Below are 8,183 nucleotides of genomic sequence, written 5' to 3' on the forward strand. Positions count from 1 at the left end.
CCCCCTCAACGGCCGGCGACCAGCAGGTGGAACGCCCGCGGCCCGTCACCGAGGCGGTCGTGCCGCCGGACCTCGAGCCCCGCGTCGGCGAGCGCCCTCTCGACCTCTTCCGGCGGGCGCAGCCGGAACCCGTGCGCGGTGAACGGCATGGCCTTCATCGCCTCCGGGTCCGCGATGCCGGCCACGAACCGGCCACCCGCCGCGAGCACCCGCCTGACCTCGGCAAACGCCGGTCCCAGGGCGGCGATGAAGTAGACCGTGCTGACCGTGATCGCCGCGTCGATCGCACCGTCTTCCAGCGGGAGCTCGGCCATTCCGGCCTGGTGCAGCACCAGCCTTCCGGCGTCGAGGTTCTTCGGGAACGAGCGCCGCGCCCTGGCGAGCGCCGTCTCGGAGATTTCCGCGCCGTGCACCGTGCCGCCCGCGCTCGCCCGCAGCAGCAGGTCCAGCCCCAGCCCGCCGCCGAAACCGATGTCGAGCGTCGTTTCCCCCGGCCGGACCGCCAGCGCGTCGACCGCCGCGGTGACCGGCCCGCGGTTCGCCCGGTTCAGCATCCGGGCGACGACGTGCCCGGCCGGTCCGTGGGGACGGCCGAGCTGCCGGGCCATCCCGGCGAGCAGTTTGTCACGTGGTCCCATCCGCCCAGTGTGCCGCGGGATCCGCGGATATGGCAGCGTTCGGGCAACGGATTTCGGAGGAGGGAACGTGCCCGAGAAGACCGCGGTGGTCACCGGCGCCGGTTCCGGGCTGGGCCGCCGGATCGCGCGGGCGCTGCTCGGCGCCGGGTATCGCGTCGCGCTCACCGGTCGGCGTGCGGAGGCATTGCGCGAGACCGCAGGCACCGAGCCGCACGCCCTCGTCGTACCCGCCGACGTAGCCGATCCCGTGTCGGTGGAAGGGCTTTTCGCCACGGTACGAGCCGAGTGGGGGCGGCTGGACCTGCTGTTGAACAACGCCGGATTGTCCCGCGGCGGTACGGTCGCGGACCTGCCCGTCGAGGACTGGCGACGCACCGTCGACACGAACCTCACCGGCATGTTCCTGTGCGCACAGCAAGCCGTGCGGCTCATGCGCGACCAGAATCCGCAGGGCGGGCGGATCATCAACAACGGCTCGATCTCCGCGCATGCACCGCGCCCGGCGAGCGTCGCCTAAACCGCCACCAAACACGCCGTCACCGGCCTCACCAGGTCGATCTCCCTCGATGGCCGCGCCTGGAACGTCGCATGTGGACAGATCGACATCGGCAACGCGGCCACCGAGATGACCGAGCGCATGGGATCCGGTATCCCACAGGCCGACGGACGGCTGATGCCCGAGCCGGCCTTCGACGCGCGCCACGTCGCCGACGCCGTGCTGTACATGGCGTCCCTGCCGCTGGACGCCAACGTCCAGTTCCTCACCATCACCGCGACCACGATGCCGTTCATCGGCCGGGGTTGAGCGGCTCAAGCGGGGTGCAACTCGCGGAGGAATTCGGCGGCGGAGAACGTGACGGTGCGGTCGGCGAGCTCGATTTCTGGCTCATAATCCGTCTGCCAGCCGAGGTCGTGCCAGGTGACGGTGTCGCCGTCGCGCGAAACCCTCGCGGTGATGGCACCGCAGCCGAGGTCTTCGCACTCCGGGCAGACGTACAGCGACACCCGCCCATCCGGCAGGTCACCCGGCGCCTGACCCAGCACCCGGGCCACGGATGGGCTCAAGCGAATCCGGTTCACGGAGTAAGCAACGGCAGCAACGGTTTCCGCACCGCGGTCGCCACCCCGTCCGACTCCTCGGCTGCCGCAATGCGCTCCGGCGACGGGATTCCGTACCCTGTCGTGCGTTGGCGCAGCGGGCGGCCCAGCGGCTCCACCATCGCGCGCATGTCGCTGATCGTCTTGTACGACCCGTTCGACGCGCCTGCCATCCGGCTGATCGTCTCCTCCATCAGCGTGCCGCCGATGTCGTTGACGCCGCCCTGCAGCACTGCCCGGCTGCCTTCCTCACCGAGTTTCACCCAGGAGCTCTGGATGTTGTCGAACGTGCCGTGCAGCAGGATCCGGGCGAGCGCGTGCACTGCCCGGTTCTCGCGCAGCGTCGTGCCTGCGCGGGCGAGACCGGCCAGGTAGATCGGCGCGCTCTGGTGGATGAACGGCAGCAGCACGAACTCGCTGAACCCGCGCCGCCCGTTGCGTTCCACGCCTTCGCGCTGCAGCCGGGCCAGCAGTTTCAGGTGGCCGACCCAGTGCGCCGGGTTGTCCACGTGGCCGTACATCATCGTGGCCGTGGTCGGCAGCCCGACGTCGTGCGCCGTGGTGACCACCTCGATCCACGCGGACGTCGGCAGCTTGCCCTTGGTGAGTACCCAGCGCACGTCGTCGTCGAGGATTTCCGCCGCGGTGCCCGGTAACGAGTCCACTCCGGACTCCTTCGCCCGCACCAGCCAGTCGCGAATGGACAGGTTCGTCCGCGACGCGCCGTTCACGACCTCCATCGGGCTGAACGAATGCAGATGGATGTCCGGCTGCCGCCGCTTGACCTCGGCCGCGAGGTCGAAGTACGCGGTACCCGGCAGATCCGGGTGGATCCCGCCCTGCATGCAGATTTCCGTCGCGCCCGCGGCCCACGCCTCGTCCACCCGATCGCCGACCTGCTCCAGCGACAGCGTGTACGCGTCGGCGTCCGTGCGCCGCTGTGCGAACGCGCAGAATCGGCAACCGGTGTAACAAACGTTGGTGAAGTTGATGTTCCGCGTGACGACAAAAGTGATGTCGTCGCCCACGACCTCACGGCGCAGGTCGTCGGCCAGTTTCGTGAGTGCGTCGAGCTCCGGGCCGTCGGCATGCAGCAACGCGAGCGCAGCGTCGTCGGACAGCCAGGCCGGGTCTTTTTCCGCCCTGCGCAAGGCTTCCAGGACATCGGTGTCGAACCGCTGCGGTCCGGTCTTGATCTTGCCCGCCAGCTCGTTCCAGTCGCCGTAGACGGAATCGAAGTCGCCACGGCGGTCGTCGGTGCGGCCGGTCGTGTCGATCTCGGTGTGCAGGTCGGTGCGGCCGGACTGGCCCCAGCCGCCATCCGGCTCCTGCCACGGAATCCCGACCGGCATCGCACCCTCGCGCGCCAGACCGGTCTTCGCGTCCACCAGCGCCGCGACATGCCGCGTGACCCGCGGGTCGAGCCACGGTTCGCCGCGCTGCACGTACTCCGGGTAGATCGTCAGCCGCTCGCGCAGCGTGTACCCGGCCTTCTCGGTTTGCCGCGCGAGCAGGTCGATCTGCGGCCAGGCGCGTTCCGGGTTCACGTGGTCCGGGGTGAGCGGCGAAACCCCGCCCCAGTCGTCGATTCCGGCGCGGATCATCAGGTCGTACTGGTCGCCGATGAGGTTCGGCGGGGCCTGGATACGCATCCGCGGACCCAGCACGAGCCGGGCCACGGCGATGTTCGCGGCCAGTTCCTCGAGGCCGGCATCGGGCGTCGCACGCATTTTCGTGTCCGGTTTGGCCCGGAAGTTCTGCACGATCACTTCCTGGATCCCGCCGTACTCACGCGCGGTCTGGCGGATCGCGAACAGCGCGTCGGCGCGTTCCTCGTGCGTCTCGCCGATCCCGATCAGCACGCCGGTGGTGAACGGCACCGAACTGCGCCCGGCGTCCTCCAGCACCCGCAGCCGGACCTCGGGATCCTTGTCCGGCGAACCGTAGTGCGGCCCGCCCTTCCCGCTCCACAACCGGCGCGCGGTGGTCTCCAGCATCATGCCCATCGACGGCGCGACCGGCTTGAGCCGCTGGAAATCCTGCCACGACAGGACTCCGGGGTTGAGGTGCGGCAGCAGCCCGGTTTCCTCCAGCACCCGGATCGCCATCGCGCGGACGTAGGACAGCGTGTCGTCGTAGCCGTGCGCATCGAGCCAGTCGCGCGCGGCTTTCCACCGGTCTTCCGGCCGGTCGCCGAGCGTGAAAAGCGCTTCCTTACAGCCCATTTCGGCACCCTTGCGGGCGATGTCGAGTACCTCGTCTGGCGACAGGAACGGCGATTCGAGGCGGCCCGGGACGGTCACGAAAGTGCAGTAGCCGCACCGGTCCCGGCACAACCGGGTCAGCGGGATGAACACCTTGCGGCTGTAGGTGATGATGCCCGCGCGACCGGCTTCTTCGAGACCGGCGTCGCGGATGCGGGAGGCGTGCTCGGACAGCGTCTTCAGGTCGTCGCCACGGGCGTGCAGCAGCACGGCGGCCTCGGCGACGTCGAGCGTCTTCCCGTCTCGCGCCCGGGCGAGCGCACGGCGCATGGCAGACGGGGTGGGCGTGGGCAGCTCCATTCCAGCCACGCTAGGACCCGGCCGCGCCGAGCAGCCAGGGTGCAGTCCGCCAGTGGTCCCCGGAGGGGTGCGGTGCTGATCGTCTGTGCAGGTTGCGGGCTTGTCGGCGGGCTTTCCAGCCGGTATTACCTAAAGGGTGGCGTCAGTGATCGGGAAACGCATCGGCAGCCGGACTTACTACTATCTCGCCGAGTCCGCGCGGGTCGACGGGAAGCCGCGCGTGGTCGGCCAGCGCTATTTGGGCACGGCCGAGGACATCGCCGCGGCGGTCGCGGGCGGGGCCACCGAGGCGGCCGGTGCGTGGCATCGGTCGTTCGGCGACGTGGCCGCCGTGTGGGGGACGCTTCAACGACTCGATCTCGTCCGCCGCGTCGATGCCGTCGCGGGTCCGCAGCGCGCCCGACCGACGCTCGGCCTGCACGTCGCGCTCGCTGTCCTGCATCGCGCGACGGCGCCGGAAACGGACTTCGAAGAGTGGTGGACCGGCTGTCTCGCCCAGGATCTCGTCCGCCCCCGTCCGCCGAAGGGGTCGATCACGACGGCCGGGCATTGGCGGGCCCTGCAGCGGCTCAGCGCGGAACGGATCGGCGGGGTCGAAACTGCCCTCGCCGAGGCCGTTCTGGACCTCCTGGGCGACGACGGCACCGAAGCGCTCGCCGTCGACGTCACGCAATTCGCCGCCTACTGCAGCCTGCCGTCCGCCTGCGAGGACGTGCTGGCCGGGCTCGGTCTCGTCGTCACGCGCGACGGGGCGATCCCGCTCGCTTCGCGCGTCTACCGGCGGGAAAACGCCCCGACCTTCGCCGCGCTCGCCGCGGAACTCGGCGAGCGCTACCCGGCCACCGACGTCACGCTCGTCTTCCACGCCGGTCAAGCCGCACAACTGGACCTGGGTGCACGCAGCGGGTTCGTCGGTTCGCTGCCGCTGGGCGACCACCCCGAACTGCTCGCGCGACCCGCGTCCGCGCGCCGCCGGGTCGACCCGGAACGCTTCGCCGGGCTGACCGCACTGGACACCCGGGCCACCGTGGACGGGGTCCGTCGTCGCGTACTGCTCACGCATTCCGAGACGCTGCACGCAGCGCAATATCGCGCGTTCACCAGCGACCTGAGCACCACGGTCCGCGAGCTCGACGCTCTCGCCGCGGCCCTTGCCGCCGGTACCCACCGCGGCGACCGAACCCAGGTACACGCCGAGATTTCCCGGATCATCCGCGGCCGTCGCGTGGAGCGCGTGCTGAGCACCACGCTCACCGGCACCCGCGCCGGTGAGCTCCGCCTCGAACGGCGCATCGACGACACCGCGGTCGCCCGGCTCGTCGACGAGTTCTTCGGCAAGCAGATCCTCGTGACCGACCGGGACTGGCCGGTCGCCGAGGTCGTCACGGCCTACCGCGCCCGCACGTACCTCGAATCGACGTTCCGCTCGCTCACCGGTCCCACGACCGCCGGTCCGACCCCGCGCTGGGACTGGACGTCGCACCGGATCGCGGTGCACACGCTGGTGTCCGTGCTGGCGGCGACGGTCACCCACCTCATGCGGCGCGAGGCCGACCGGGCCGGGATGAACCTATCGGTGGCCGAACTGCTCGACCAGCTGCGCGGCATCGGCGAGACCGTGCTGCGGCAGCGGCCCACCGGCGGCCGCCCGCGCACCCGCCGGATCCTGACCGACCGCACCCCGCAGCAGCAGGCGCTGTTCGAGCTGTTCGGCCTCGACCGGTTCAGCCCCGCCTAAACCCCTGTTGCAAGTCCGTGAAGGGAACCATGAGGGAATCTGCTTCCGTGAAGGTTCCCTTCACGGACTTGGGTTCAGCCCTCCCGATGGATCCGCAGCGCGGAAAACGCCTGGACGACCGGCATCAGCTCGATCACGTTGATGTTCACGTGCGGCGGCTGCGAAGCGGCCCAGTACACCGATTCCGCGACGTCGTCGGCGGTGAGCGGCGTGGTCCCGGCGTAGACGTTGTCGGCCTTGTCCTGGTCACCGTCGAAACGGACGGTGGAGAACTCGGTGCCGCCGACCATGCCCGGCTCGATATTGGTCACGCGTACGCCGGTGCCGTGCAGGTCGGCACGCAGGTTCAGGCTGAACTGGTGCACGAACGCCTTGGTCGCGCCGTAGACGTTGCCGCCGGGGTACGCGTAGCTGCCCGCGACGGAGCCGATGTTGATGACGTGCCCGGCGCCGCGCTCGACCATGCCGGGCAGCACCGCGCGGGTCAGGTGGACGAGACCGGTCACGTTGGTCTCGATCATCTGGTCCCAGTCGTCGAGCTTCGCCGCGTGCGCGGGTTCGAGGCCCTTGGCGAGGCCGGCGTTGTTGACCAGCACGTCGATCTGCGCCCATTCGGCAGGCAATTCTTTGCCGACCTCCGCGACTGCCGCGGCATCGCGCACGTCGAGTACCAGCGGGTACACGGCGTCGCCGAGTTCACTGGCCAGCGCCTTCAGCCGCTCGCCGCTGCGCGCCGCGGCAATGACCCGCGCGCCTTCCGCGACGAACCGGCGCGTGATCGCAGCACCGAACCCGGCGCTCGCGCCGGTCACGAATACGGTCTTCATGGAGGGGGCCACCGTTCTTCCGCTTCTTCATCCGAGTACTGCCAGGGGCGGACACGTCGCTGGCTCCACCCTAGAAGCCGCGGCCGTCCTAACCGGTCGCAGGTGGATTCGCGCTCACTTCGTGCGGTCGAGGAACCGGCCGAGCACGTTGTTGAACTCGGCCGCGCGCTCGAGATTCGGCAGGTGGCCCGCGTTGTCCAGTACCGCCAGTTCGGAACCGGGTACGAGCTGGTGGAGGAGTTGGGCGTCGGCGACCGGGGTGAACTCGTCCTCGCTGCCCACCACGACCAGCGTCGGGACGGTCACCTCCCGCAGCGTTTGCCGGTAGTCCGGCCGCTTCGCCCGGGCCCGCAGTGCTGCCGCCGCTCCGTTGGCCGGCGCGTTTTGCATCATGGTGAGTACGTGGTCGGCCACCTTGGGGTTCTCCCGGCGGGTGGTGGGGGAGACCATTTTCGGCAGTAGTTCTTCGGCGTAGGTCGCCATTCCTTCGGTGAGTACGCGGTTGGCTGCGGCCTCCCGGGCTTTGGCGCCGTCCGGGGTTTCGGCTTCGGCGAAGGTGTCGGCGAGGAGCAGTGCAGCCACGCGCCCGGGGTGGTCCCGCACGGTCTGCATCACGATCTGCCCGCCCATCGACAGCCCACCCAGCGCGAAGGTTTCCAGCGCGAGGTGGTCGGCGAGCCCGATGAGGTCGTCGGCGAAGGTGTCGAGCCCGGTGGCGTCCGGCCCGCTGCTGTGGCCGTATCCGCGCAGGTCGGGGACGACAACCCGGTGCCCGCGGGCGGCGAGGTATGCGGCCTGCGGGTCCCACATGGACCGGTCGAAGGGATGTCCGTGCACGAGGAGGACCGGGATGTCCGGTCCGGTCCGTGCGTGGTCGTCGTAGGCGAGCTGGGCGGCGGCGAGTTGGGCGGTCGGCATGTCCTGGACGCTATTCAGTGCGATTTGTCGGAGCAATAGGGCGCAATGTAGTCGGAGCAATGTTGTCTCGGGTCGGCGGTCGGCCGTGGTTGCCCGGAAAACCTCCGTTAGAGGGGTTGACCTGCGAAGATCGAGTTATCCGACCCCCCTGTTTCAGCCCGTTTCAGCCCGTGTAATGTTCTCCAGGTCGCCAGGGAGACCGGGTGGCCGCCGGGACACGAACCAAGCTCTTGCCCTGTGGGGTGATTGAGTGGGTGTCCCACCTAAAACTGCTTGAAACGACGCATCGGGCTTGGCCTGGTTTTCTGGGTTTGGTTCGGGGTGTGTTGCTTGAGAACTCAACAGTGTGCTAGTGAACTAAGCCAGTAGAGCTTATATGAAACCCCCTCGTCGGGGTTTC

Annotated in this window: 6 protein-coding genes and 1 pseudogene; 2 read left to right on the forward strand and 5 right to left on the reverse strand. The window is 69.5% G+C overall.

The window, feature by feature from the left end:
* Positions 1 to 5: 5 nt before the first annotated feature.
* Positions 6 to 638 carry a class I SAM-dependent methyltransferase gene (locus OO71_RS24915; RefSeq protein ID WP_033292292.1) on the reverse strand — a complete coding sequence of 211 codons (633 nt, stop codon included), beginning with the start codon at positions 636 to 638 and terminating at the stop codon, positions 6 to 8.
* A gap of 67 nt (positions 639 to 705) precedes the next feature.
* Between OO71_RS24915 and OO71_RS46595 the strand changes: the two are divergent.
* Positions 706 to 1,443: pseudogene (locus OO71_RS46595) on the forward strand (SDR family oxidoreductase).
* A gap of 5 nt (positions 1,444 to 1,448) precedes the next feature.
* Here OO71_RS46595 and OO71_RS24925 read toward each other — a convergent pair.
* The gene (locus OO71_RS24925; RefSeq protein ID WP_156096520.1) at positions 1,449 to 1,703 is read right to left on the reverse strand and encodes a hypothetical protein; all 255 of its coding nucleotides are present in this window, start codon (positions 1,701 to 1,703) and stop codon (positions 1,449 to 1,451) included.
* A gap of 11 nt (positions 1,704 to 1,714) precedes the next feature.
* Positions 1,715 to 4,270, reverse strand: coding sequence for a bifunctional FO biosynthesis protein CofGH (locus OO71_RS24930; RefSeq protein WP_051792089.1), 2,556 nt, complete (start codon positions 4,268 to 4,270; stop codon positions 1,715 to 1,717).
* 166 nt (positions 4,271 to 4,436) lie between these two features.
* Between OO71_RS24930 and OO71_RS24935 the strand changes: the two genes are divergently transcribed.
* The gene (locus OO71_RS24935; RefSeq protein ID WP_425388702.1) at positions 4,437 to 6,038 is read left to right on the forward strand and encodes an IS1634 family transposase; all 1,602 of its coding nucleotides are present in this window, start codon (positions 4,437 to 4,439) and stop codon (positions 6,036 to 6,038) included.
* Positions 6,039 to 6,112: 74 nt separating this feature from the next.
* On the opposite strand, the gene OO71_RS24940 is transcribed toward OO71_RS24935, so the two are convergent.
* Both OO71_RS24940 and OO71_RS24945 read right to left on the reverse strand, forming a co-directional pair.
* Complete coding sequence (locus OO71_RS24940; RefSeq protein WP_033292296.1) at positions 6,113 to 6,865, reverse strand: SDR family NAD(P)-dependent oxidoreductase; 753 nt, start codon at positions 6,863 to 6,865, stop codon at positions 6,113 to 6,115.
* 114 nt (positions 6,866 to 6,979) lie between these two features.
* Complete coding sequence (locus tag OO71_RS24945; RefSeq protein WP_033292297.1) at positions 6,980 to 7,783, reverse strand: alpha/beta fold hydrolase; 804 nt, start codon at positions 7,781 to 7,783, stop codon at positions 6,980 to 6,982.
* Positions 7,784 to 8,183 lie beyond the last annotated feature (400 nt).

The sequence above is a fragment of the Amycolatopsis jejuensis genome (assembly GCF_000717335.1).
In the GTDB taxonomy this organism is placed as follows: domain Bacteria; phylum Actinomycetota; class Actinomycetes; order Mycobacteriales; family Pseudonocardiaceae; genus Amycolatopsis; species Amycolatopsis jejuensis.